16 protein-coding genes and 2 tRNA genes are annotated in these 24,143 nt (G+C 42.0%); 6 read left to right on the top strand and 12 right to left on the bottom strand.

All coding sequences use genetic code 11. The features are described 5' to 3' along the window. Positions 1-53: 53 nt before the first annotated feature. The 3 genes from AAC854_RS07475 to ppsR form a co-directional block, all read right to left on the bottom strand. Positions 54-2,108 carry a TonB-dependent hemoglobin/transferrin/lactoferrin family receptor gene (locus AAC854_RS07475; RefSeq protein ID WP_340616546.1) on the bottom strand — a complete coding sequence of 685 codons (2,055 nt, stop codon included), beginning with the start codon at positions 2,106-2,108 and terminating at the stop codon, positions 54-56. Positions 2,109-2,584: 476 nt separating this feature from the next. Beyond that, positions 2,585-3,631: a 3-deoxy-7-phosphoheptulonate synthase gene (locus AAC854_RS07470; RefSeq protein ID WP_340616545.1), complete on the bottom strand. Its 1,047-nt coding sequence runs from the start codon at positions 3,629-3,631 to the stop codon at positions 2,585-2,587. Between the two features lie 150 nt (positions 3,632-3,781). Continuing rightward, the gene (ppsR, locus tag AAC854_RS07465) at positions 3,782-4,645 is read right to left on the bottom strand and encodes a posphoenolpyruvate synthetase regulatory kinase/phosphorylase PpsR (RefSeq protein ID WP_340616544.1); all 864 of its coding nucleotides are present in this window, start codon (positions 4,643-4,645) and stop codon (positions 3,782-3,784) included. A 256-nt stretch (positions 4,646-4,901) separates the two neighbouring features. On the opposite strand from ppsR, the gene ppsA reads away from it, so the two are divergent. Continuing rightward, the gene (ppsA, locus tag AAC854_RS07460) at positions 4,902-7,280 is read left to right on the top strand and encodes a phosphoenolpyruvate synthase (protein WP_340616543.1); all 2,379 of its coding nucleotides are present in this window, start codon (positions 4,902-4,904) and stop codon (positions 7,278-7,280) included. 469 nt (positions 7,281-7,749) lie between these two features. Here the strand turns inward: ppsA and ydiK are convergent, their stop codons facing one another. Continuing rightward, a complete protein-coding gene (ydiK, locus tag AAC854_RS07455) occupies positions 7,750-8,859 on the bottom strand; it encodes an AI-2E family transporter YdiK (RefSeq protein WP_340616542.1) in 1,110 nt (369 codons plus the stop codon). A 215-nt stretch (positions 8,860-9,074) separates the two neighbouring features. On the opposite strand from ydiK, the gene ydiJ reads away from it, so the two are divergent. The 3 genes from ydiJ to AAC854_RS07440 all read left to right on the top strand — a co-directional run bounded on the left by ydiJ (position 9,075) and on the right by AAC854_RS07440 (position 13,779). Continuing rightward, positions 9,075-12,146 carry a D-2-hydroxyglutarate dehydrogenase YdiJ gene (gene ydiJ, locus AAC854_RS07450; RefSeq protein ID WP_340616541.1) on the top strand — a complete coding sequence of 1,024 codons (3,072 nt, stop codon included), beginning with the start codon at positions 9,075-9,077 and terminating at the stop codon, positions 12,144-12,146. Further along, entirely contained in the window at positions 12,143-12,556 is a 414-nt protein-coding gene (locus tag AAC854_RS07445) for a hotdog fold thioesterase (RefSeq protein ID WP_340616540.1), read from the top strand. The genes ydiJ and AAC854_RS07445 overlap by 4 nt, the downstream gene beginning before the upstream one ends. Positions 12,557-12,714: 158 nt before the next feature. Then, entirely contained in the window at positions 12,715-13,779 is a 1,065-nt protein-coding gene (locus tag AAC854_RS07440) for a L,D-transpeptidase family protein (RefSeq protein ID WP_340616539.1), read from the top strand. 108 nt (positions 13,780-13,887) lie between these two features. Here AAC854_RS07440 and AAC854_RS07435 read toward each other — a convergent pair whose 3' ends face one another. From AAC854_RS07435 to AAC854_RS07415, 5 genes are all read right to left on the bottom strand, one after another. Next, positions 13,888-14,124: a major outer membrane lipoprotein gene (locus AAC854_RS07435; RefSeq protein ID WP_047964342.1), complete on the bottom strand. Its 237-nt coding sequence runs from the start codon at positions 14,122-14,124 to the stop codon at positions 13,888-13,890. 614 nt (positions 14,125-14,738) lie between these two features. Continuing rightward, on the bottom strand, positions 14,739-16,148 hold the full coding sequence (gene pykF / locus AAC854_RS07430) for a pyruvate kinase PykF (RefSeq protein ID WP_340616538.1): 1,410 nt from the start codon (positions 16,146-16,148) through the stop codon (positions 14,739-14,741). A gap of 494 nt (positions 16,149-16,642) precedes the next feature. Beyond that, positions 16,643-16,719, bottom strand: a tRNA-Val gene (locus AAC854_RS07425). A gap of 33 nt (positions 16,720-16,752) precedes the next feature. Further along, a tRNA-Val gene (locus AAC854_RS07420) sits at positions 16,753-16,829 on the bottom strand. Positions 16,830-16,987: 158 nt separating this feature from the next. Beyond that, positions 16,988-18,361 carry an MATE family efflux transporter gene (locus tag AAC854_RS07415; RefSeq protein WP_340616537.1) on the bottom strand — a complete coding sequence of 458 codons (1,374 nt, stop codon included), beginning with the start codon at positions 18,359-18,361 and terminating at the stop codon, positions 16,988-16,990. A 260-nt stretch (positions 18,362-18,621) separates the two neighbouring features. On the opposite strand from AAC854_RS07415, the gene AAC854_RS07410 reads away from it, so the two are divergent. Beyond that, positions 18,622-19,266 carry a riboflavin synthase subunit alpha gene (locus AAC854_RS07410; protein WP_340616536.1) on the top strand — a complete coding sequence of 215 codons (645 nt, stop codon included), beginning with the start codon at positions 18,622-18,624 and terminating at the stop codon, positions 19,264-19,266. A 110-nt stretch (positions 19,267-19,376) separates the two neighbouring features. Here the strand turns inward: AAC854_RS07410 and cfa are convergent, their stop codons facing one another. Next, positions 19,377-20,528 carry a cyclopropane fatty acyl phospholipid synthase gene (cfa, locus tag AAC854_RS07405; RefSeq protein WP_340616535.1) on the bottom strand — a complete coding sequence of 384 codons (1,152 nt, stop codon included), beginning with the start codon at positions 20,526-20,528 and terminating at the stop codon, positions 19,377-19,379. A 313-nt stretch (positions 20,529-20,841) separates the two neighbouring features. Beyond that, on the bottom strand, positions 20,842-22,023 hold the full coding sequence (gene punC / locus AAC854_RS07400; RefSeq protein WP_340616534.1) for a purine nucleoside transporter PunC: 1,182 nt from the start codon (positions 22,021-22,023) through the stop codon (positions 20,842-20,844). 162 nt (positions 22,024-22,185) lie between these two features. Between punC and punR the strand changes: the two genes are divergently transcribed. Further along, the gene (gene punR / locus AAC854_RS07395) at positions 22,186-23,094 is read left to right on the top strand and encodes a DNA-binding transcriptional activator PunR (RefSeq protein WP_340616533.1); all 909 of its coding nucleotides are present in this window, start codon (positions 22,186-22,188) and stop codon (positions 23,092-23,094) included. A gap of 3 nt (positions 23,095-23,097) precedes the next feature. Here the strand turns inward: punR and purR are convergent, their stop codons facing one another. After that, on the bottom strand, positions 23,098-24,123 hold the full coding sequence (purR, locus tag AAC854_RS07390; RefSeq protein WP_340616532.1) for an HTH-type transcriptional repressor PurR: 1,026 nt from the start codon (positions 24,121-24,123) through the stop codon (positions 23,098-23,100). Between the last annotated feature and the right edge of the window lie 20 nt (positions 24,124-24,143).

Genomic DNA, 24,143 nt, shown 5'->3' with positions numbered 1-24,143 from the left:
TGGCGTTAAAAATACATTTCATTTTAAAAATTAATGGCATGGTCTATTACTATTTACCATTGGTAACTGACGAACAGTTTGGCGTTGCGACCCGTTTGTGGTGCACCCAAAGATGAGTAATAAGCTTTATCGAAAGCATTACCCAGTACGACAGAGGTCGTCAGCCCTTTTAATGTTCCATCGCCGTGATAGCTGACATAGAAATCATTGACGGCATAACCTGAATATTGTTGGATTTTCTGCCCTCGTTCGTTTTTATCACCATTTACACCCCTAAGATTGGTATGTTGGGTAAACTTACCGATCCAACCAATGGAGAAACCTGTAGTAGATAATGGAATGTCCAATGTACTGGTCAGGGTATCTGGGCTGAGAGCTTCGATAGATGCGTCCGTTTCTTCGTTCTTACCAGTTGTACGGTTGTAAGCGAGATCCCAAGAGAACCAATCAGAGTCATATGTCATAGAAACATCCCAACCCCAAATTTTAGCCTTTGGAATATTCAATGACGTCGTAAATCTCCTATCAGAGGTAACAATAGAAGATATGTAATCTTTCGCTTTAGTATCAAAATAGCTGGCCTTAAGTTTCAAACCGTCATTGCGGGCTAACAAATCATCAAAACGCAGCCCGAAACCATATTCTTGTGTCTCATTGTTCTCAGGGCGTAAATTTGGATTTGGTTTCCAATAGTTTGTAAATCCTGGGCGTCCCCTCATTGGAGGCATATCAAAATGTTTCGAATCGTTATACATTTCGCCCATACTTGGCGCCCGGAATGCCTGAGAATAGGAAGCAAACATCATCAGCCAATCGGCTGGAGTAACGCTAATGGCGCCTTTTGATGACCATTTGTCAGCACTGATATCGTCATATTTGTTATTTGAAGACTTATAATTGTCATAACGCGTACCCGCAATAAACGAAACAGGCAACTCCCGTAAAGTCATTTCGTCCTGAATCCAGCCGGATGCAAAACGAATATCGGCATTGGGAAAACCTACAACAATATCACTGCTTGGCTTTTGTCTTTGCTTATAGATTTCGCCGCCATAGGTAAATTGATGCGCTGCAAAAGCAGTGTTTGGCAAATGGGAGCGGTTTTCAAGTTTTATACCGTAAGTTGCTTGTTTACGGCCTTCAAAACTTTTGTCTTTATTTTTTGTATTAATATTTACATCGGAATAATAAATATCCGCTCTGGTGTTTAACCAGTTGTAGTCTGATGGATTCAGTTGATAAGTCAGATGTACATCACGTTGTGCTGTGGTGCGGTCTACCTTTTGGTTTCTACTATTATCGTTAGGTTCTTGTGGATTTTTGGGTTCATGTGCTTCATTGCGGTAATAGCGTAAGTCACCGCTGAGCGTCTGGCTGTCAGTTATTTTCCAGGAGCCTTTTGCCAGAATATTACCAATGGTTTCATCATTACGACCTTGCGTGCCATCTCCGTAGCGGATATTACCTACATCGCGGGTACCAAATGCCAATAATCCATCAAGTTGTTCTGTTTTACCGAATGCGGTACCACCAAATCCCAGACTGTGATCCCCTGTGCCTGCGCGGTTAAAAACGCGAAAACCAGTGTTTTTACCTTTTTCCAATAAATCAGCTGCATCTACTGTTTGGTAGGCAATAACACCACCGAGAGCACCACTACCATATAACAGAGCCGATGGGCCACGAACAATTTCGACTTGCTTAATCAGTGCAGGATCAAGGAATACGCCATTAAGATGCCCGGTATCGGTTCCTTGCCGAATGCCGTCCACAAGGGTGAGAACACCCTTCTGAGAGTAACCTCTCATATTGATATCTTGCCCATTGGCGCGTCCGGAGCCAGCAATTTCAATTCCCGGGATTTTGTTCAGTAAATCACTTGCATTGCCTGCAACTTTGTTACTGGCTGAATTACCATTAATGACCGTAACCATCATCGGAGCCTCAAAACTATCACGCTGATTACCCGTGGCGTAAACAGTTAAAGTGTCTTTGGATGATTTGTCCTTTTCAGAAATTGCTGTCGCTGCATTCGCTGAAGATAAACTTGCAAAGATAGCTACGGTTAATGCAGACAATCTTAGGCTGGGCGATTTAATTAGGGTCATGCAGGTCAATCTCCGTGCTTAAATAGTGTTTTATAAATTAAAACGAAAGAGCAACACCTTGCTGATGCTTAAAAGGTGAGCTTGCTAAAAATTTTGCTATGTCAGAATAAATTTGCTGCATTTTGTCGAATACGTTGAGGGAATCTGCTTTTTTTACACATTTTTATGACATACAATTTTGTTGATGGTGATTGGTCATCAATACAATTGTGCTTTACAGAATCGTTGGATAGATCAGGAAGAATCTGCTGTTGCAGGAGGTTAGTGTAGCAATGTTGACGATACGCTAATTTTTCCATAACCAAATTGAACAATAATTATTCTAATATTGAGAATAATTATCGTTTCAATAGAGGTTAACTTCAAGTTATTTTTTTTATACCTATGTTAAATGATCAATTGATTGATTTTTATGGTTTTTTATGGATTTATCTGGCTCCGACAATAACACACAGGAGCCAGAATAGGGAAAGGATTCAGGAACAATTTTCAACAGCATTGGCAAGGATACTGATAAATTGTTCGGTATCCTGCCAGCCAAGGCATGGGTCGGTAATGGATTGTCCGTAGGTCAAAGGTTCTCCCTGAACCACTTTTTGAGTACCTTCCACCAAAAAGCTTTCAGCCATGACGCCGGCAATGGCAGTTGAACCAGCTTGAATCTGTTCTCCCAGATTTTTTGCGACATCTAATTGACGGCGATGGATTTTCTGACAATTAGCGTGGCTGCAATCCACAATCAAGCGTTCGGGTAAGTTAAACTCACGTAATTTATGGCAGGTTGCTGCAATCTCTTCCGCACCGTAATTCGGTTTTTTTCCGCCCCGCATAATAATATGCCCATAGGGATTTCCACTGGTTTGATAAATAGTCATTTGACCATTTTTGTCAGAAGACAGGAACGTATGTCTGGCCCGTGCTGCACGAATGGCATCAATGGCAATAAGTGTATTGCCATCTGTCCCATTTTTAAAACCAACTGGACATGACAGAGCAGAAGCCATTTCTCTGTGGATTTGGCTTTCTGTGGTTCTGGCCCCAATCGCTCCCCAACTAATTAAATCGGAGATGTATTGACCCGTCACCATGTCCAAAAATTCTGTGGCGGTGGGAACACCTAATTCATTGATATCAATTAATAGTTTACGGGCAAGTGAGATCCCTTCATTGACCTGACAGGAACCATCTAGCAGAGGATCTGAAATTAAACCTTTCCAACCAATAACTGTTCTCGGTTTTTCGAAATAGGTTCGCATTACAATTTCCAGACTGTGCTGGTATTTTTCACGCAATGTGCGTAAGCGGGAGGCATAATCAAGAGCTGCATCAACATCATGGATGGAGCAGGGGCCAATGATGACCAGTAAACGTTGATCATCGCCTGTCAGAATGGACTCGATACGTTTTCGTGACGATGTCACGTTTTGCAACGTCTTTTCTGATATAGGGTATCGTTCGGCAAGCACTTTAGGTGTGATAAGGCTGTCAATACGGTGGGTTCTTAACTCATCTGTTTTGTACATATACTTTCTCGAATTTTCCTTCATATTGAGACAGTGTCTGGAATGACAGAGATCACAATAACTCAACTTTCAGCAAATTCAACAGACAATAATGCTATTTGAGCGAGAAAGTGCCGTGAATAAATATTGTGAAACGCGCGGGTATCAGAATCAGAACATACGGCGTTTCAATCCCATACTATCAATAATCTTGGTTGAAATTTCTTCGATGGAATAATTAGTGGTATTCAAATAATTAATCTTGTTTTTACGAAATAGTGCTTCAACTTCAGCAATTTCTACGCGGCATTGGCGTAATGAAGCATAACGGCTATTTTCTCTTCGTTCCTCTCTAATGGCTGCAAGCCTTTCCGGACTGATAGTCAGGCCGAATAATTTATGCTGAAAGGGCTTTAAATCAGGGGGTAATTGTAGGTTATCCATATCATCGGCAGTGAAAGGATAGTTCGCAGCCTGAATACCAAACTGCATGGCAAGATAGAGGCTGGTCGGTGTTTTTCCGCAACGTGATACGCCGAGAATAATCACTTGGGCTTGATCAAGGTTGCGTAATGAAACGCCATCATCATGAGCAAGAGCATAATCAACCGCTGCAATACGAGCATCATATTGACTCAGATTTTTTTTGGATAATCCATGGGTCCGATGTAATTCTGGTTTTGGAGCCATACCTATTTCTTGTTGTAATGGCGCAACCAGTGCCTGGACAATATCCTGACAAAACCCATCGCTGCGGGTAATAATGCTTTTTACTTCATCTGAAATGATGGAATAAAAGACCAATGGCCTGATTTGCGTTTGCTGATATATCGCATTTATTTGATCTCTGATTTCTTCAGCCCGAGTTTTGCTGGTCACGAACGGTAGGGTATAGGAGGTAGTAGCAATCGGAAATTGAGATAAGACGGCATGACCTAATACTTCTGCGGTAATTGCTGTCCCATCGGAAATAAAAAATACGCTGCGTTCCGATTTTTCATTTTCTGCTGTTTGGGGGAGGTAAGTTTCTATCATTGTTTGTTTCTTTTATTGTTAGATTGCTATTGTTAGTTATCAAACTTTATAAAGTTGTTTGGCTGAATCGTTTTTATCAAGGATTATCAATACAACCATGTTTTCCGATTATACCTGTAAAAAAATAATATTGTTGGGTTGATCGATTCACCTTTCCATATATGACAAAACAATGTGCTAGGCTATTTCCTGCTGTGAAGAGCAGCCTTAATTTTTCCGATTTGTACTTCGAGAATGTAAAAAAGGATAGTTGCTAATGTCCAATAGTGGCCTCACCCCAAGCAATGTACTCTGGTATAACCAATTAGGCATGAATGATGTTAATCGGGTCGGTGGTAAAAACGCCTCTCTTGGCGAGATGATTACCAATCTGGCAGAACTTGGCGTATCAGTTCCTAATGGTTTTGCAACGACTGCACAGGCATTTAATGATTTTCTGGAACAAAGTGGTGTGAACCAGCGCATTTATCAATTGCTGGATGAAACCAATGTTGATGATGTTAATCAACTGGCCAAGACTGGCGCACAGATTCGTCAATGGGTGATTGATACGCCATTTACGGCTCAACTTGAAAAAGATATCCGTGATGCTTATCTGCAATTGTCTGAAGGCGAACCTGATGCTTCTTTCGCTGTGCGTTCTTCCGCAACCGCTGAAGATATGCCGGATGCTTCTTTTGCTGGACAGCAAGAAACTTTCTTGAACGTGCAAGGCATTGATGCTGTGATGGTTGCCATCAAACATGTTTTTGCATCACTTTTCAATGATCGTGCTATCTCTTATCGTGTCCATCAGGGATATGATCACCGTGGTGTTGCGCTCTCTGCGGGCGTACAGCGGATGGTACGCTCTGATCTGGCATCATCTGGCGTGATGTTCACAATTGATACAGAATCAGGTTTTGATCAGGTTGTGTTCATTACATCAGCTTATGGTCTCGGTGAAATGGTTGTACAGGGTGCAGTGAATCCTGATGAGTTTTATGTCCACAAACCTACTCTGAAAAATAACCGTCCTGCAATAGTACGCCGTAATCTTGGCTCTAAAAAAATCCGCATGGTTTATGCCGATAGTAAAGAGCATGGAAAACAGGTACGTACGGAAGATGTAGCAGACGAACTAAGCAATCGCTTCTCTTTGTCTGATAGTGAAGTAGAAGCGCTGGCAAGACAGGCACTATTGATTGAAAAACATTATGGACGCCCGATGGATATTGAATGGGCAAAAGATGGGCACAACGGTAAGTTATATATTGTGCAGGCCCGTCCTGAAACTGTTCGTTCAAATCAACAGGTGATGGAACGTTACCAGCTCAATGAACAGGGTAACGTGCTGGTGGAAGGCAGGGCTATTGGTCACCGTATTGGTGTCGGCACTGTTAAGGTTATTCATAATCTTGGTGAAATGGACCGGATTCAAGCGGGGGATGTGCTGGTAACGGACATGACCGATCCAGATTGGGAACCCATTATGAAAAAAGCGGCGGCCATTGTCACCAATCGTGGCGGGCGTACTTGCCATGCTGCCATTATTGCCCGTGAGTTGGGGATACCCGCCGTGGTTGGTTGCGGAGATGCGACCGAACGTCTGAAAGAAGGCCAGCAAGTAACGGTTTCTTGTTCGGAAGGTGATACGGGTTTTGTTTATCAGAATAAATTGGATTTCAGTGTTCAGAGTTCTCAGGTTGATGAACTGCCGGAATTAGATGTTAAGATCATGATGAATGTCGGCAACCCTGATCGTGCATTTGATTTCGCTTGTTTGCCGAATGAAGGGGTTGGTCTGGCGCGTTTGGAATTTATCATCAACCGGATGATTGGCGTACATCCTCGCGCGTTACTTGAATTCTCTCGGCAGTCACCTGAATTGCAAGAGCAGATTAAAGCGTTAATGCTGGGATATGATGATCCAGTTGAATTTTATGTGGGACGATTAACTGAAGGCATTGCAACATTAGCAGCAGCATTTTGGCCGAAACGTGTGATTGTTCGTTTGTCAGATTTCAAATCCAATGAATACGCGAATCTGGTCGGTGGAGATACGTATGAGCCGCACGAAGAAAACCCGATGTTGGGTTTCCGTGGCGCTGGCCGTTATATTTCTGACAACTTCCGCCAATGCTTCGCTCTGGAATGTGAAGCGGTCAAGCGGGTGCGCAATATTATGGGGCTGACTAACGTTGAAGTCATGATCCCATTTGTACGTACAGTGACTCAGGCTGAAGCTGTGGTGGCTGAATTGGCATCTCAAGGTCTGAAGCGTGGTGAAAATGGTTTGAAAATCATTATGATGTGTGAAATTCCATCAAATGCGTTATTGGCAGACAAATTCCTTGAGTATTTTGACGGTTTTTCAATTGGTTCAAATGACATGACTCAGTTGGCCCTGGGGTTAGATCGCGACTCTGGTGTAGTATCTGAATTATTCGATGAGCGTAATGATGCCGTAAAACAATTACTTTCCATGGCAATTCAAGCAGCGAAGCGTCAGGGAAAATATGTCGGTATATGTGGTCAAGGCCCTTCAGATCATGAAGATTTTGCAGCATGGTTAATGCAAGAGGGAATTGACAGTTTATCGCTTAATCCAGATACGGTAGTGAAAACTTGGATTTCTTTGGCTAAAAGTAACTAGCTGAATATAGTTCAGGCCTGAATTTAAAAGCCTGTCAGAATATTCGCAGGCTTTTATATTCTATGCAGCATGATCTTTTTTAGTATTATTGATTAATTAATAGAAGAAAAACTGAAAAAATGCCAAAAAAAAGCCTATCATGGGCTGACAGGCAAAGACTACACACAGCAATATATATTACTTCGTTCATCCCAGCCTATGGCGTTTATAGGCTGAGGTAGCAATTCACTGGGAAACATTTGTTTCGATGTAAAGAATACTAATTTAATAAATGAGTTTATTCATTAAGAATCCTCTTAATAAATAGAGTCTGGAAAAGAAACTTTGAAAAAATAACTTTTCTGTAACAATTTCCCGGTGATTTTTATTTCTTTTGAAAAGTGAATTTATTTTTTGGATATGACTTGGAAGGTATATTCATCGCAATGATAATTGCGTGAGAAAATAATATTCTCACGCAGTTATTTGATTATTTAACGTGCTTCTTGCTGAAATGTTTTTCTGTATCTGCCTTATTACTTTCAGGTTTAGGGACTTCATTCATCCATGCCAACAGGAGGCTGTAAGAAATTGCCAGCACAACAGGGCCAATAAATAACCCGATTACACCCAAAGAAAGTATGCCACCGATTACACCAGTAAGAATTAAAACCATCGGTAAGTCAGCACCAAGGCGAATAAGGAAGGGGCGAAGCACACCATCCATTGTCGTCAGAATCAGGCTCCAGATAACTAAAAGGGTTCCCCATGTTGTTTCTCCTGTCCAATAAAGCCATGCAATAGATGGAATGAGGACGAGCAGAGGCCCAAGCTGGGCAACACAACATACAAACATCAGCACTGTTAAAATCATTGGATAGGGAATGCCGGCAATGGCTAGCCCAATTCCACCCGCGATGGCTTGAACCAATGCTGTGACAACCACACCAAGGGCAACGGCACGAATGGATTGCGCTGCCAGTAATACTACTGCATCACCACGTTTATCTGCCAGCCGGATAGCGAAATGGCGAATACTGAGCATAACCTGTTCACCTTTCCAATACAGTAATACGCTGAACATTACCATCAGTGCCAGATGGAAAAGGAAGCGGCCTGCATTAGCGGCTTGAGTAAAAAACCATGTTGCTGCTTTACCGATATAAGGCGGGATTTTATTGAGAAGCAGGTTACTGCCATCAGCAATGAGAGCTTGCCATTTAAGATATAAATCATCGCCAACAACAGGTATGCGGCTGAGCCACTCCAATTGTGGCAGGTGAAAAGCAGAAGGGGATTTTGCCCATGCAATCAATGGCGCACTGTTTTCCACCAAGCTGCTGACCAGTAATGCGATCGGAATAACGAACAATAAGACTAATAGTAACGTCATTATGGAAACGGCGATCCAGCGCTTTCCCCATAATCGTTGTTGTAGTTTTTCCAACAAGGGCCAAGTTGCGATAACGACCATTCCTGACCAAATGAATCCCAAAATGAAAGGGCTTAAGACCCAAAAACTGGTTGTAATGAGCAATAAAATGAAAAATAGAGCGAATAACAGTTTGGGCAAATCTTGGTATGATTGCGATTTTTCCATGAAATAATTTCTCTTGGCAATTGAAAGTACTGTTGGCAGTAACAATGGTAATTAAATATAACGTTATTTCACTGGTTGCTCAAAATAGATAAATATTGTGATATTGTTAAAAGCCTGCCTCTCAGGCAAGTGTCTGAGTTACGCTACCCTGGATAGTATATAAATAGAACGCAATGTTGATACTAAATGCTAATGAGAAAAGGGGCAACTAGCCAATGATCCCACGTATATCACAAGCCCCCCATGTCAGTGATCTGGCACAGGACTATTTGACTGCATTGAAAGAAGCTGGCTTTACTGGAGACACAACCAGTAGTTACGCCGATAGACTGACTATGGCGACAGATAACAGTATTTACCAATTGTTGCCGCAAGCTGTTGTATTCCCACGCTCCAGTGCCGATGTTGTATTATTGACAAGGATAGCAGGTGAGGAACGTTTTCAAACTCTGACGTTTACCCCACGAGGTGGGGGAACTGGAACGAATGGACAATCACTTAACAATGGTATTGTGGTGGATATGTCCCGGTACATGAACCGTATTCTGGAAATTAATCCAGAACAGGGATGGGTCAAAGTCGAAGCCGGTGTTATCAAAGATCAACTCAATCAATATCTGAAACCATTTGGTTACTTTTTTTCTCCTGAACTCTCAACCAGTAATCGCGCCACTTTGGGCGGCATGATCAATACAGATGCTTCCGGCCAGGGATCGTTGGTTTATGGCAAAACCTCTGATCATGTTCTGGGTGTGCGTGCTGTTTTATTGGGGGGGGGAATGTTTGATACCCGACCTATGAATACGGCATTGGCGGAATCGATTGCTCAGGAAGAGACGCTCATCGGGGGGATTTATAAAACGGTATTGGAGCGTTGTCGTGAGCAAAGGAAGTTAATTCTTGAGAAGTTTCCTAAGCTCAATCGGTTCCTGACAGGATACGATTTACGCCATGTGTTCAGCGATGATATGCAGACGTTTGACCTTACCCGTATTTTGACCGGCTCTGAAGGCACACTGGCCTTTATTACAGAGGCTACGTTGGATATTACGCCGCTGCCAAAAGTCAGGCGGTTGGTGAATGTTAAATATGACTCTTTCGATTCTGCCCTGCGTAATGCTCCTTTTATGGTAGAAGCGAAAGCACTTTCAGTCGAAACTGTTGACTCTAAAGTGCTCAATCTGGCGCGTGAAGATATCATCTGGCATTCAGTGAAAGAATTAATCGCTGATGTGCCTGATAAGGATATGCAGGGGTTGAATATTGTTGAATTCAGTGGTGATGACGAACAGCAAATTGACCAATTGGTTCACGATCTTTGTCTGCGCCTTGATGAGTTGATGGCAAAAAATCAAGCGGGCATCATTGGCTATCAAACGTGTCATGACTTAATGGATATTGAACGCATTTATGCTATGCGGAAAAAATCCGTTGGATTACTTGGTAACAGTAAAGGCGCTGCCAAACCAATTCCATTTGTCGAAGATACTTGTGTTCCACCGCAACACCTTGCTGATTATATTGTCGAGTTTCGTCAGTTGCTGGATAGTCACAAACTGAATTATGGCATGTTTGGACATGTGGACGCAGGCGTTTTGCATGTGCGCCCTGCGCTGGATATGTGTGATCCTCAACAAGAAGTCTTGATGAAGCAGATTTCTGATGAAATTGTTCATTTGACAGCAAAATATGGTGGTTTGTTATGGGGTGAGCATGGTAAAGGATTCCGTGCGGAATACAGCCCGGCTTTTTTTGGCGAAACTTTGTATGATGAATTGCGTCGGATTAAAGCGGCATTTGATCCATTTAATCGCCTGAATCCGGGGAAAATTTGCCCACCAATTGGCATTGATTCCCCAATGATGAAAGTTGATGCCGCCAAGCGAGGAACTTATGACCGTACAATCCCTGTCAATGTGAGAACGGCATTTCGTGGAGCGATGGAATGTAATGGCAATGGCTTGTGCTTCAATTTTGATGTCAAAAGCCCCATGTGCCCTTCAATGAAAATTAGCCAGCATCGCATACACTCTCCCAAAGGGAGGGCAACCCTTGTCAGGGAGTGGTTGCGGCTTTTGACGGAGCAGGGTGTTAAGCCTGATTTATTGGAGCAGGGATTTGACCAGACGCGCCCCAGTTTACGAGAGTTGATTGAAAAAACGCGCCATAGCTGGAAAGCATGGCGAGGAGAATATGATTTTTCACATGAAGTGAAAGAAGCAATGTCAGGTTGTTTAGCCTGTAAGGCTTGTTCAACACAATGCCCGATCAAGATTGATGTCCCTTCGTTCCGTTCGCGTTTTTTGGAACTTTATCACGGTCGTTACCTGCGTCCACTGCGTGATCATATTGTTGCGAATGTTGAGCACAGTACGCCATTGATGGCAAAAGTACCTCAGATGTTTAATTTTTTCCTGAGACAGCCATGGGTGCAGAAAATCAGCCAAAACACTATTGGTATGGTTGATCTACCGCTACTTTCCTATCCGACATTGCAACAACGGCTTGCAGGTCATTATGCCGCCGGGACGACGTTGGAACAATTAGAAATCCTGTCGCCAACTGAACGTGCTCAGCATGTGTTGATTGTTCAGGATCCTTTTACGAGTTATCACGATGCGAAAGTGGTGACTGATTTTGTGCAATTGGTGGAAAAATTGGGATATAAACCTGTATTGCTGCCATTTTCACCGAACGGGAAAGCTCAGCATGTCAAAGGGTTTTTGAACCGGTTTGCCAAAACGGCAGAAAAAACGGCTGATTTTCTTAATCGAGTGGCGCGCCTGAATATTTCTATGGTGGGGGTCGACCCCGCTTTAGTATTGTGTTATCGGGATGAATATCAAGATATTCTTGGTGAGCGACGGGGTAATTTTCAGGTTCAATTAGTTCATGAGTGGCTAATCAATAACCTGCCGGAAAAAATGTCACTAGAGAAGTGTGATAGCTTAATATCCAGCCAGGATTGGTATTTACTGGGGCATTGTACAGAAGTGACGGCATTGCCGAATAGCGGTAAACAATGGGGAGATATTTTCCGTTATTTTGGTCATCAATTGAATAATGTCAGTGTAGGGTGCTGTGGTATGGCAGGTACATACGGACATGAAAAGAAAAATTTGGATAACTCGATTGGTATCTACAAACTTTCATGGGCTCCGGCACTGAAAAATCTCTCTTTAGAGCACTGTCTGAGTACAGGGTATTCATGCCGCAGTCAGGTGAAACGTCTGGAAGGAAAGCAACTTAAACATCCATTACAAGCCTTATTGGAGATAATAACGTGATTTGGAAACGTAATATAGATGTGAATATGCTGAATCAATTTATTGATGAGAGCATGGTAAGACATGTAGGAATCGAGTTTACCCAGATTGGCGATGATTTTATTGAAGGAATAATGCCTGTTGATCAACGGACTAAACAGCCGTTTGGTATTCTGCATGGCGGGGCCTCGGTAGTATTGGCTGAAACACTTGGTTCGTTCGCGGGGTATCTTTGCTCAGAAGGTGAACAGAAAGTGGTAGGGGTAGAAATCAATGCCAACCATCTTAAATCTGTTCGTGAAGGCGTAGTTAAAGGCGTCTGTAAACCTATCCATCTGGGGCGTTCACATCAGGTTTGGCAGATTGATATTTATAATGATAAACAACAGTTGTGTTGTACCTCTCGCCTGACTACAGCGGTTTTGTCTTAGCATTATTATTTCAACCGATGATTGCGTTTTTGTTCCTGTCAGTACTTGGCTGACGGGAACAACCCGATATATTTTTGCCGTGAATGGGATAGAATAGTTTCGCAATGTAGTCTATTAATTAACCAATAACATTCAAGTATCAGTTCAGGGAGCATGTTATGAAACGACTTTTAACTTTTATCAGCATCTTCTTGGTTGCCATGTTATCGTTAGGAGGATTGGTTAATATCGCCTATGCTCTCGAATACCCATTGCCTCCTGCCAATAGTCGTTTGATTGGTAAAAACTCGACTTATGTTGTGCCCGATGATGGGCTTCCACTGGAATCCATTGCAACTAAATACGAAATCGGCTTACTGGCAATGTTGGAAGCTAACCCTGGTGTCGATCCGTATTTACCGAAAGCTGGTACGGAACTCATTATTCCATCACAGATGCTGCTTCCCGATACACCTCGTCAGGGGGTTATCATCAATCTGGCTGAATTGAGGCTCTATTATTTCCCCAGTGGAGCAAACCATGTCATCGTATATCCTATCGGTATCGGCCAGCTTGGGCGTAATACACCAACTATGACGACGTCAGTCAGCCAATTGATCAAACATCCAACATGGACACCAACTGCCAATATCCGCAAGGATTATGCAAGCCGGGGGATCATTTTACCTACGGTGATACCTGCGGGCCCGGATAATCCAATGGGTGATTTTGCTTTACGTTTAGCGGCTGGACGTGGTGAATATCTAATCCACGGTACAAATGCGAATTTTGGTATTGGCATGCGTGTCAGTTCGGGATGTATTCGCTTAAGGCCCGACGATATTGAACATTTGTTCCGCATTATTCCACGGGGAACGCGTGTTCAGATCATTAATGAACCCATTAAATACGCTGTAGAACCGAATGGTAAGCGCTATGTGGAAGTTCACCAGCCACTTTCTAAACAAGAAACAGATGATCCACAGATATTGCCAATCCCGCGTTCTGAAGGATTGATGGAATTCATTGCTGATAGTAAAACAAACGAAATTCTTGTTGATCAAGCTATGATCCGCCGTTCAGGAATGCCGGTAGAGGTGAATATAGGGCAGGTTTCAATGAGTCAAAAAGAGCCGGAAATTTTAGGGCCGATTGAAAATGGTGAAGTAACCATTTCTGATACTAAACCCGCTAAAATCCCTCGATTACGTCAGCCAGGACCAATTTATCAACCTGAAACCTGAATCTTTGCTGATATGGGGAAAAGGGGAGCCATTTTTGTTTAATAAATGGGAACTGGAAAAGAGAAATGGCGTACACTGTATACGCCATTTTTGTTATTTGCTACAAGCTTATTTCTTGTATGAACGAACTTGGTTATTAAGGCGTTGATTCGCTCGAGCTGCTTCGTCTTTGGCTGATTGTACATCAGAACGAATAGAACTAAGGTCATTGCTCAGCTGGTCAACTTTAGAACCGAGAGTTTGAACCTGCGAAGCAAGTTGCTCGACTTTAGTCGCGCTTGAACAACCTGCTAACAGAGTAGAAGCCAGAATTACTGCACCAAGTACAACTTTAGTACGATTCATTACAATACCCTCTAGATTAAGTTAATCTCCAAGTAGCCATCTAAGTATTACACAAACTATTTTAGAAAGAGAATAAATTTTTTCTACGAAGAAAAATTCTACCTTTCTTTATCTCAAAATAAGCCAATAATTTTTGGGCATCGGCAATAAAATGGTAGTCGAATAGATGATTTAACCAGAATCGTCTTAATTGTTGCGTGATGTGCATACCATTTTTACAGTTTTGACATAATAAATGAGAGTACAAATTGTCTATTTGGTTATTTTAATGGTAGAGAAGTAATTGAACTAAATATCAATAAAGTAATGCAACTTATTATGTGAATCCAAGATGCAATTGTATATATACCTGTCGTCTTTCAAGTTGCAGCTTTGTTGGCTGCGCTCATTCACCCCAGTCACATAGTTACCTATGCTCCTGGGGATTCACTCCCTTGCCGTCGCGCTGCATCTTGAAATCTATTAGGTATAGATTGTAAAGTACACCAAGATAATGGTACGCCTTGGAAATATAAAAAGCCCAATTCAGTTTAATACCAATATGGGCTTTAAGTATGATTGATTGTGCTGCCTGAGGCTAGGCAGCACAATGTCCATGATTAAAAAGTACAGTCTTAAAGCATATGAACAGAAGATGTGTTTGTTGTGCCACTTGGTACCAATGCGCCAGATACCATGACAACGATATCGCCTTTATTTGCCATACCACTCGCCAAAGCAGCTTCTTTACCAATGCGGTAGAAATCATCAGTAGAAGCGATTTCTTTTACAATCTGCGTGGAAACACCCTTGACCAATAGTAATTGGCGAGCAGTGATTTCATTGGTGGTTAAAGCAAGAATCTGCGCGTTAGGGAAATATTTGCGAATAGATCTTGCAGACTTACCACCATAGGTTGCTACAACGATTAACGGTGCTTCCAGTTTCTCTGCAATTTCAACAGCACCACGGCTGACTGCCTCAGTAACGCGCAGTTTCTGAATTCTGGTATTTTCAATGCGGCTGTTCATGACGCGATCTGTACGTTCACAGATAGTTGCCATGATGGAAACCGCTTCAACAGGATATTTTCCTTTAGCGCTTTCACCGGAAAGCATGACTGCATCAGTGCCATCTAAAATAGCGTTGGCAACGTCACCTGCTTCAGCACGGGTAGGGCGCGGGTTTTTGATCATGGAATCCAGCATTTGAGTTGCGGTGATGACAACTTTACGAGCTGCATTACATTTTTCGATCATCATCTTTTGAGCGAAGATAACTTCTTCAACTGGGATTTCAACGCCTAAATCACCGCGAGCAACCATGATACCGTCTGAGGCTTCAAGAATTTCATCAAAGTTATTCAAGCCTTCCTGGTTTTCAATTTTAGAAATAATTTGGATATGTTCGCCAGCGTGAGCTTTCAGGTGCTCACGAATTTCCAGAACATCGGAGCGCTTACGGATGAAAGATGCAGCGATGAAATCTACACCTTGCTCACAACCGAATACCAGATCTTGTTTGTCTTTCTCTGCCAATGCAGGCAGGTTGATGGAAACATTCGGCAGGTTAACGCCTTTATTTTCGCCTAGGTCACCATTGTTCAATACTTCACAGATAACCTCAGTTTCAGTGACATTTTTGACTGTCATAGCGATCAAACCGTCATCAACCAATATGGTATTACCTGATACCAAATCTGCCGGCAGCCCCGCATAAGTCACTGCAACGCGGTCTTGATTGCCGATGATGGATTTATCTGTCGTAAAGGTAAAAATCTGGCCTGCGGTGAGAGAGACATCTTTGCCTCCTTCCAGCTTCATGGTACGTATTTCAGGGCCTTTGGTATCCAGTAGGATTGCTGCTTTTTTGCCAGTTTTCGCTGTGACTGCGCGAATATTTTTAATGCGTTGACCATGCTCTTCGTAATCACCGTGAGAAAAATTCAAACGCATTACATTCATGCCAGCATTGAGCAGTTCAGTCAATTTTTCTTCGGATTCTGTTTTTGGCCCGATAGTACAAACAATTTTGGTTTTTTTCATGACAATCTATCTACAGGTTTTAATGGATTAAAAGAGTGAATCGCCAGCCATTGACATTTATGCCAACATCATCTGGAGTTGTAAGTTGCGCAACATAATGGAAAACGGATAGCAGAAAGCGTCAAATGGTTTTTTAGCATGAAGTCAAGCATGTGCAGACATGCGGACTTGGTTCGATTAATCATCTGTAATTTTTTCTGAATTCGGTAAATTAACTAGCTGAAACCATTCAACTCATGACAGGAGCGTATTATAGAGACTAATTTCTGTGAAATGAATCAAAAAAACGGTTCTTGAAAAGATTTATATACGGAAAAGCAGAAATACTCTGGTTCATGTTAAAAAAATCAGTAAGTTGTTGCGCAAATAGGGTGTGGTTGAATTTTTGGCGTTCAGAATAAGTTAGGGAACAATTGGTTCAATTTAGGGAACGAAGAACGACAATAAGCGAATAGATAAAATGGAATTACTTTTGGGGGTAGTGAGATAAGATTTGGTGCGTCCGAGTGGACTCGAACCACCGACCCCCACCATGTCAAGGTGGTGCTCTAACCAACTGAGCTACGGACGCACATAAAACTGTTTTCTATGTCAACCTGATATTTGGTGCGTCCGAGTGGACTCGAACCACCGACCCCCACCATGTCAAGGTGGTGCTCTAACCAACTGAGCTACGGACGCAATCTAAATTACCGTTGCTGACAACGGGGACGAATATTAACGGGCACTGGGCTTTCTGGCAAGGGAAAAAATGCAAATTCTTGTTCAACTGCTCGTATTTACATCTTTTAGTTTGAATTTACAGCTTTTCCCTTGGATTAATAACGTAATATGCTGAATTAACGAGAGGATCGTATCAAAACAGAGTGATCAGATTGTTTTTGTGTCCACAGAATTCGGTAACCCATCATAAACGCTGCTGCCGTCAAGCCGATAATGAAACCGATCCAGAAACCTTGTGGCCCCATCGGTTCAGTAACATAATCAGTCAACGCCAGAACATATCCGCTAGGTAACCCTAACAGCCAGTAAGCAATGAAAGTAATAAAGAAGATCGAACGTGTATCTTTATATCCACGCAATACGCCTGAGCCAATGACCTGAACGGCATCAGAAAGTTGATAAATGGCCGCAAACAGCATCAAGTGGGAGGCCAGAATGACAACTTCAGGATTGTCGTTATACATAAATGCAATTCGTTCGCGGAACAATATCGTGAACGTTGCCGTCATAACAGCAAGAATTAAGCCAACACCAAGACTGGTGTAAGCAGATATTTTCGCACCTTCTGTTGATTTCTGACCAAGGTTATGACCAACCCGAATAGTTGCAGCGATCCCTAATGACAGCGGGAACATAAACATCATAGAGCTGAAATTGAGCGATATCTGGTGTCCGGCAACCGCGACGACGCCAAGCGGGGAAACCAGCAATGAAACAACTGCAAAAAGTGTTACTTCAAAGAACATGGCCAGTGCGATAGGCAAACCGAGCAGTGCAATTCGTTTTTGGGTATGCCATTTAGGGCCTGAAAAATTACTAAATGTTTGAATATCTTTTTGAGCAGGTGAGTGCTTTACATATGCAAGCAACAGAAGGAACATAACCCAGTAGACCGTTGCTGTTGCAACACCACAACCAACACCGCCCAATTCTGGTGCACCAAATTTGCCGTAAATGAAAATATAATTGACGGGGATATTAACCAGTAAGCCAGCAATACCGATTAACATTGCGGGTTTGGTTTTCGACAACCCTTCACATTGGCCGCGCAATACCTGATAAAACAAGTAACCCGGCGCACCCCACATAATGGCATGGATAAAATCTGTAGCTTTTTGCGCCAATACAGGGTCGACGTTATGTTGTGCTTCTATGATAAAGCGACTGTTATACAATACCGCGATAATTAAGATAGAAAGGAAAGCTGCAAGCCAGAATCCTTGTTGGATCTGAGAAGCAACATTTTTTCTGTGGCCAGAGCCATTCATGTGTGCCACGATTGGTGTTAAGGCAAGCAATAGACCTTGACCAAACAGGATAGTTGGCAGCCAAATTGATGTGCCAACGGCAACTGCTGACATCTCAACAGCCCCGGCTTTACCAGCCATGACTGTATCGACAAAACCCATTGCAGTTTGTGAAAATTGGGCGATGATTACGGGAATTCCCAGAGCGAGCAAACTACGCGCTTCATTTAAATACTTCTGCACGTACTACACCTTTTTTTGATTAAAAATTAAGTAGAAAAACAAAGAATATTTCTGCGAGCAAACGATGTTAGTGGAAAATGTATCGCTTATAAGCTTTCCTATTGTATAGGACTCATTTTATTAAGCCAATCATTGCACGATGTTTGTACTCAATAAATTAAACTATATTCAACTAAAACTACACTCAACCAAACTAGTGTTTAAAAGTGATGAGTGGGTTAAACTAACTTTTGCAATGTAAAATGATTAAAGAGGTTCCCATGTTTACAGGTATCGTTCAGGGAAAAGCGCCGATAGTTGTCATTGATGAAAAAATGCACTTTCGGACCCATGTTGTTAAGTTTCCGGCTGAATTATTACCCGGAATTGAAACGGGAGCTTCTGTTTCCCATAACGGCTGTTGTTTAACTGTAACCAAGATCGATGGTGATTTAATTAGCTTTGATTTAATGAAAGAAACCCTGCGCTTGACCAACCTTGGTGAACTTAACGTCGGGGATTTAATCAATCTGGAGAGGGCGGCCAAATTTGGCGATGAAATTGGCGGGCATTTGATGTCTGGTCATGTTATTACGACAGCAGAAATTGCCAAGATCTTCACTTCAGAAAATAATCATGAAGTTTGGTTTCGGATCCACGATAAACAATTGATGAAATATATCCTGCACAAAGGTTTTATTGGCATTGATGGAATTAGTCTGACAATAGGAGACGTTGTGAATAACCGTTTCTGTGTTCACTTGATCCCAGAAACTTTGGAGCGTACGACACTAGGTAAAAAACGCCTTGGTCAAAAGGTCAACATTGAGATTGATCCACAAACTCAAGCGATTGTGGATACCGTTGAACGAGTGATGGCACAGAAAGAACAGGAAAAATTGTTGTCACAACCTGAAGAACAATAAATATTATCAAGTTGTGGTAAATGTTTTTGTGGCGAAGCCCTGAATTGAACATGAAAGCTACAGAAATATAATTTCTGTAGCTTCTCGGACCTGAGCGATGAAGTAAATTTCTATCTGGGTACTCTCAATCCTTTTTCAATACCTTGCGGGCTAAATACGATTTGCCAGAGTTGAATATCCCTCGCACGGAATGCACCTGCACAGGCATTCAAATAATAGCTGAACATCCGTTTGAAACGCGGGCTGTAGTTATGTTCTATTTCGTGCCAGCTTGCAGTAAAGCGCTTATACCATTCCATAAGAGTCAGGTCATAATCTGCGCCAAAATTGTGCCAATCTTCCATGACAAACTTCCTATTAGTCGCTTTGGCTATTTTTGAAATCGATGGTAAGCAACCGTTGGGGAAAATATATTTGGTGATCCACGCATCGGTACCAGATTTATTGATATTAGAACCAATGGTATGGAGAAGAAAAAGACCATCAGGTTTCAGGTTCTGTTTCACTATCTGGAAATAATTGTCATAGTTTTTGGGACCAACGTGCTCAAACATGCCAACAGAAACAATGCGATCAAATTGAAGGTTAAGGTTTCGGTAATCTTCAAGGATAATTTTTACATCTAGATCCTTGCAGCGCTCCTGAGCATATTTTTGTTGCTCAGCTGAAATTGTTACACCAGTAACAGATACTCCATAATTTTCTGCAGCATAGGCAGCTAAACCACCCCATCCACAACCGATATCTAATAAAGTCATGCCCGGAGCTAGTTGTAGTTTCTCACAAATAAGACGGAGTTTATTGGATTGGGCTTCTTCCAGAGTATTGGCATCTTTCCAGTAACCACAGGAATATTGCATATAAGGATCAAGAATTCGGGTAAACAAGTCATTACCTAAATTATAGTGTTCCTTACCGACAATCCAGGCTCGTTTTGGAGATTGTAAATTAAATATACGAGAGATAATTATCTGCAAAATATCTTTAGTATTTTTGGGGATACGACGCTCCAAACCAGCCCGTAATATTTTATGAAAGAAAATATCAAGGCGATCACATTCCCACCAGCCATCCATATAACTTTCACCCAGTCCCAAAGAGCCTTCTTTCAATACTCGCTTATAAAAATCAGGATTTTTAATGCGTATATCGAAGGGGCGTTTGCCATTGATATCAATATCAGCTTCTTGAAGCAATTCATGGGCGATTCTATGCCAGGAATCCGTTATTGTTTTTTTATCTTCAACGAAAGATGAACTCATATACTCTCCAACATTTGTGCGATGGAATTTTGAGGTATCGTTTTGTAGCTGACTTTTATTATGTTCAAGCCATAATGGATTGTTAGAAATAATATAGATATTAAACTAAAAAAATTGCCTATCTACCTTGAAATTTAAGAAGAGCTTCAATGCCCTACAAAACCTCAAATTCCGAGTTTTTAGAATAAAGAATAGGTATGAGTATATGAGTGAAATGGTATTTAAACAATCATCTAAAGGTCACATAATGCTGTAACCTTTAGATAATAATGTTCTTAATTATTATTTTTTTGAGAAATTGTTTAATTTATGTTTAGTGGTTTTCTTCCGCATTTTTCTTTTGGAGCCAATAACCTATTGCCATTGGAACAACAGTAAGAGCCATAACTGTTGTTGTAGACAAGAGAGGATATTTCATAAATACAGACACAAATGAACTCGCAACAAAACAAAGACCCAATTGAAGGGCATTTTGCAATGCAGCAGCTTTACCGCTGTTCTTAGGATAGACCGAAAGAGCTTTTGCCACGGCAATAGGGTAGGAAGCTCCATTCATTGCGGCCATAAAGCAAAAAGGAGCAAGAATAGCCATAAATGAAGGTTCACTTAATATGGAAATCAAATAAATAATGATCATGCTGACAGCATAACCCACCAATAGAAACGGGAATACTGTTTCGCTTTTCACTTTTTCCAGCAAGATACGGCAACCATAACCACCAATCATAAATGCCAGGGTCTGGGGAATATAACTTAGGCCAATATTGGTAGGATCATAACCCATATTACTCAAAATGATAGGTGAGCCAGTCAGCCAGGCAAAAAAACCAGCACTGCAAGAAGCATAAATCAATACGTTTCCACTAAAAACAGGGGATTTTAGTAACGTAAGGAAAGAAACTGTCTTCTTATCCGTGGTTACTTCGACGTTATTGAACTTATTGGTCAGGCAAAGTGTTGGTATTAATAGTAAGAGAGTTACTATCATTAAAACAAAGAAAATGATTCTCCAACCATCATGGATCAATAGCCATGCACCTAATAAAGGTGCGAGGGCAGGAGAAAGGGCAACCAGAGGCATGATCATAGCAAAGACGCGTTTAGCGTGCTCTGTATCATATCTATCGACGACCAGAGCCTGCCAGGAAACCGCAGCAGAACAGACGCCAACTGCTTGAATAAATCTCAGTACCAGCAATTGTGTGGCATCCGTTACCCAGAGCATACCTAAACAGCTAATGGAAAACAGAGATAATCCGATAATAAGAACAGGTTTTCTGCCTAAGCGATCAGATAATTGTCCCCATAAAAGCTGTGCAAAGGCAAAGCCGGCAAGAAAAATGCTGAGACTCGCACTAATGGCGTTTTCTGAGGTACCTAATTCTGCTTTCATTGCATCAAAAGCAGGCAGATACATATCGATAGCCAAATAGCCGAGCATACTCAGGCCGGCGAGATAAAACATGAATGAAGTTGAGTTTTTATTTGTTGCCATAATATTAATAAATGGTGTTAATAAGTGATGTTAATAAATAGTGTTAATAACTTGACGTGGTAATTGATAAGGAGATACCCGACTTATTTTATATGGCATGATTTTTACTTGTGAAACGGTAATATTTGCACCATATTGTGAAAAAAATTGAAAGGAATATATATGTGGTCTGAATACTCTCTGGAAGTTGTTGATGCTGTTGCCAGAACAGGAAGTTTTAGCGCTGCTGCATCAGAGCTTCATCGTGTACCTTCCGCTATCAGCTATACGGTAAAACAACTTGAAGAATGGCTGGCAGTACCTTTATTTGAACGGCGTCATCGTGATGTGGATTTAACTGAGGCTGGAATTATTTTTGTCAAGGAGGCGAGATCAGTTATCAAAAAAATGAAACACACCCGACACCAGTGCCAGCAAGTAGCCAATGGATGGCGGGGACAATTCAGTATTGCGGTTGATCAAGTTGTAAAGCCGGAGCGGACACTTCAGTTGATTTTGGATTTTTACCGCCATTTTCCAGATATTGAATTGTTTATCTATCCTGAAGTTTTTAATGGTGTATGGGATGCTCTTGTAGATGAGAGGGTGGATGTTGCCATTGGGGCGACACGTGCCTCTCCTGTCGGTGAGCGATATAGCTTTAGGGATATGGGATTCATGCCCTGGTTGTGTGTCGCCAGCCCTGAACATGAACTGGCTGAGATATCGGGAAAACTGAACGATGATCAAATCCGTCGTTATTCCAGTTTGTGTCTTGAAGACACTTCTCGCAGCTTACCTAAACGCGATACATGGGCTTTGGATAACCAACGGCGATTGATTGTACCTGATTGGGATGCTGGATTGAGTTGCCTGATGGATGGATTGTGTGTCGGGATGGTGCCCAAGCATCGTGCACTGCCGTTGATCCGTAAAGGAAAGCTGATTGCACTGGAACTTGAACAACCACTGCCTGACAGCCCATGTTGCTTAACATGGTCAGAAGAATGTCATTCACCAGCATTAAGTTGGTTACTTAGTTATCTTGGAGATAGTGAAACACTTAATGCTGAGTGGTTGCAGGAAAATTAACTATTAACGGCGATAATCGATAAAAGGTCCATCCGCCACGGAGCGACGCTCAACGAGACGCGGATGGACTTCAATAGTTTGTGCATCTTCACGCTTATTAATGATCCTATCCAATAGCGTTGAGAAGGCCATTTGCCCCAAACGTTCTTTGGGCTGGTGGATGGTTGTTAATGCCGGTGTAAAATAGCGGGCATTACGAATATTGTCATAACCGATGATAGAAATGTCTTGTGGAACGCGTAATCCCAATTCATCGGCTGCACAAATTGCCCCCATTGCCATAACATCACCACCGCAAAAAACAGCCGTTGGGCGATGCTTTTGGTTCAGGATCTTACACATGGCCTGATAACCGGATTCAGGTTCAAAATCACCTTGTACAATCCACTCGTCCCGAATAGTGATATTGGCTTCTTTCAGTGCTTTGAGAAAACCTTGGTGACGCCCGCCCCCGGTATTTCTTGCCAACGGTCCCGGAATAGATGCAATATCACGATGGCCGCGTTCAATAAGGTAACGACCCGCCAAGTAACCACCATGAAAAGCGTTATCAATAATTGCATCAGTAAAATCCCCTCTGGATTCTCCCCAATCCATAACTACCATGGGAATATTACGATAATCTTCCAACATACCTAAAAGCTGTTCAGGATATTCTGAACACATTACCAGCAAACCATCTACGCGTTTTTGTGCCAACATTGCGAGATAAGCTTTCTGCTTATCAAGATTGTTATGAGAATTACATAAAATCAGCGTGTAACCTTTGCTATAGCAGCTATTTTCAACAGATTCTATGATTTCAGCAAAATAAGGGGCTTCGCTTGATGTTGCCAATAATCCGATGGATTTGGTGTGGTTAACTTTCAAGCTGCGAGCAACGGCGCTGGGAGAATAATTCAGCTCCTTAATTGCAGCCCAAACTGCAGCCTTTGTATCTTCGGCGACGAAGCGGGTTTTATTGATAACATGGGATACAGTTGTGGTCGAAACACCAGCGCGTTTAGCCACATCTTTAATCGTTGCCATGATAAAAAGGACTCCTGACC

Origin of the sequence: Xenorhabdus entomophaga, assembly GCF_037996725.1 — a bacterium.
In the GTDB taxonomy this organism is placed as follows: domain Bacteria; phylum Pseudomonadota; class Gammaproteobacteria; order Enterobacterales; family Enterobacteriaceae; genus Xenorhabdus; species Xenorhabdus khoisanae.
Note: the sequence above shows the minus strand (reverse complement) of the source record. Positions and strands in the feature narration are given on the sequence as shown.

Bases quoted from the DNA above. Each gene is read 5' to 3' on its own strand.
- ppsA (WP_340616543.1), top strand. From the start codon at position 4,902: ATGTCCAATAGTGGCCTCACCCCAAGCAATGTACTCTGGTATAACCAA.
- punC (WP_340616534.1), bottom strand. From the start codon at position 22,023: ATGGCAACAAATAAAAACTCAACTTCATTCATGTTTTATCTCGCCGGC.
- ppsR (WP_340616544.1), bottom strand. From the start codon at position 4,645: ATGATAGAAACTTACCTCCCCCAAACAGCAGAAAATGAAAAATCGGAA.
- AAC854_RS07410 (WP_340616536.1), top strand. From the start codon at position 18,622: ATGTTTACAGGTATCGTTCAGGGAAAAGCGCCGATAGTTGTCATTGAT.
- ydiJ (WP_340616541.1), top strand. From the start codon at position 9,075: ATGATCCCACGTATATCACAAGCCCCCCATGTCAGTGATCTGGCACAG.
- AAC854_RS07470 (WP_340616545.1), bottom strand. From the start codon at position 3,631: ATGTACAAAACAGATGAGTTAAGAACCCACCGTATTGACAGCCTTATC.
- AAC854_RS07475 (WP_340616546.1), bottom strand. From the start codon at position 2,108: ATGACCCTAATTAAATCGCCCAGCCTAAGATTGTCTGCATTAACCGTA.
- ydiK (WP_340616542.1), bottom strand. From the start codon at position 8,859: ATGGAAAAATCGCAATCATACCAAGATTTGCCCAAACTGTTATTCGCT.
- purR (WP_340616532.1), bottom strand. From the start codon at position 24,123: ATGGCAACGATTAAAGATGTGGCTAAACGCGCTGGTGTTTCGACCACA.
- AAC854_RS07435 (WP_047964342.1), bottom strand. From the start codon at position 14,124: ATGAATCGTACTAAAGTTGTACTTGGTGCAGTAATTCTGGCTTCTACT.
- AAC854_RS07440 (WP_340616539.1), top strand. From the start codon at position 12,715: ATGAAACGACTTTTAACTTTTATCAGCATCTTCTTGGTTGCCATGTTA.
- pykF (WP_340616538.1), bottom strand. From the start codon at position 16,148: ATGAAAAAAACCAAAATTGTTTGTACTATCGGGCCAAAAACAGAATCC.
- punR (WP_340616533.1), top strand. From the start codon at position 22,186: ATGTGGTCTGAATACTCTCTGGAAGTTGTTGATGCTGTTGCCAGAACA.
- cfa (WP_340616535.1), bottom strand. From the start codon at position 20,528: ATGAGTTCATCTTTCGTTGAAGATAAAAAAACAATAACGGATTCCTGG.